The organism is Actinosynnema sp. NPDC059335 (assembly GCF_042752395.1).
Taxonomy (GTDB): Bacteria; Actinomycetota; Actinomycetes; order Mycobacteriales; family Pseudonocardiaceae; genus Actinosynnema.
The window spans coordinates 67,245-68,876 of record NZ_JBHYXZ010000032.1; the positions used below are offsets into that span (position 1 = coordinate 67,245).

Genomic DNA, 1,632 nt, shown 5'->3' on the forward strand with positions numbered 1-1,632 from the left:
CTGCGCGGGCCCCCACCCCTTTGTTCTCACCCCGCCGCCCGCGGGCATCCCCGCGCTGCCGGGGCGCGGAGGTCGTGTTTTGGGGCACCTGCCCCGACTGCGCGACCCGGAACACCGCCAATGATCAGCCCGCTGGAAGGAAGTAAATTGAGCGACCTCGGGAAGACGCCCCCCTCAAGCGCACAGGGCGTGGACCAGAAGGCCGCGGTCGGCTGCCCGGTCGCGCACGACTCCGTGACCGCGCACGGGAGCGAGAGCGAGAACCCCGCGATCGACTCGCCGACCCCGAAGACCGGCGGCCGTCCGCGCACGAACCGCGACTGGTGGCCGAACCAGCTGGACCTCTCGGTGCTGCACGCGCACTCGCCCAAGGGCAACCCCCTGGGGCCGGACTTCGACTACGCCCGCGAGTTCGCCAAGCTCGACGTCGAGGCCCTCAAGCGCGACATCGTCGAGGTGCTCACCACCTCGCAGGACTGGTGGCCGGCCGACTTCGGCCACTACGGCGGCCTGATGATCCGCCTGAGCTGGCACGCCGCCGGCACCTACCGCACCCACGACGGCCGCGGTGGCGCGGGCGACGGCGGGCAGCGCTTCGCGCCGCTGAACAGCTGGCCCGACAACGCCAACCTGGACAAGGCGCGGCGTTTGCTGTGGCCGGTCAAGCAGAAGTACGGCCAGAAGATCTCCTGGGCGGACCTGCTGGTCCTCGCCGGCAACGTCGCCCTGGAGTCCATGGGCTTCAAGACCTTCGGCTTCGGCTTCGGCCGCGAGGACGTCTGGGAGCCGGAGGAGATCTTCTGGGGCCCGGAGGACGCCTGGCTGGGTGACGAGCGCTACGTCAGCGAGACCGAGATGGCGCCCGAGGTCGGCGCGACCGAGATGGGTCTCATCTACGTCAACCCCGAGGGCCCTCGCGGCAACGCGGACCCCTTGGCGGCGGCGCACTTCATCCGGGAGACTTTCGGCCGGATGGCGATGAACGACGAGGAGACCGTCGCCCTCATCGCGGGCGGTCACACGTTCGGCAAGACCCACGGCGCCGGCGTGGCCGACGGCCACGTGGGTCCGGAGCCCGAGGGCGCGCCGCTGGAGGCGCAGGGCCTCGGCTGGCTCAGCACCCACGGCAGCGGCAAGGGCGCCGACACGATCACCAGCGGTCTCGAGGTGACGTGGACGGACAAGCCCACGCAGTGGAGCAACCGCTTCTTCGAGATCCTCTTCGGCTACGAGTGGGAGCTGACCACGAGCCCCGGTGGCGCGAAGCAGTGGGTCGCCAAGGACGCCGAGGCGATCATCCCCGACGCGCACGACCCGTCGAAGAAGCACAAGCCGACCATGCTCACGACGGACCTGTCGCTGCGCGTGGACCCGGCGTACGAGAAGATCTCCCGCCGTTTCCTGGAGAACCCCGACGAGTTCGCCCTGGCGTTCGCCAAGGCCTGGTACAAGCTGCTGCACCGCGACATGGGTCCGGTCAGCCGCTACCTGGGGCCGTGGGTCCCCGAGGCGCAGCTGTGGCAGGACCCGGTGCCGGCCGTGGGCCCCCCGCGCCGGGGGGCCGGGGCCCGGGGGCGGCGGCGGCGAGCGCGACGACGGCGAGCAGGTCCACCGACAGCACGTGCACCAGGG

General features: G+C 71.4%; 1 protein-coding gene. It reads left to right on the top strand.

The features are described from left to right. Positions 1-147: 147 nt before the first annotated feature. Positions 148-1,632: peroxidase family protein (locus tag ACFXGA_RS13050; protein WP_378087320.1), on the top strand; the 1,485-nt coding region annotated here is incomplete at its 3' end.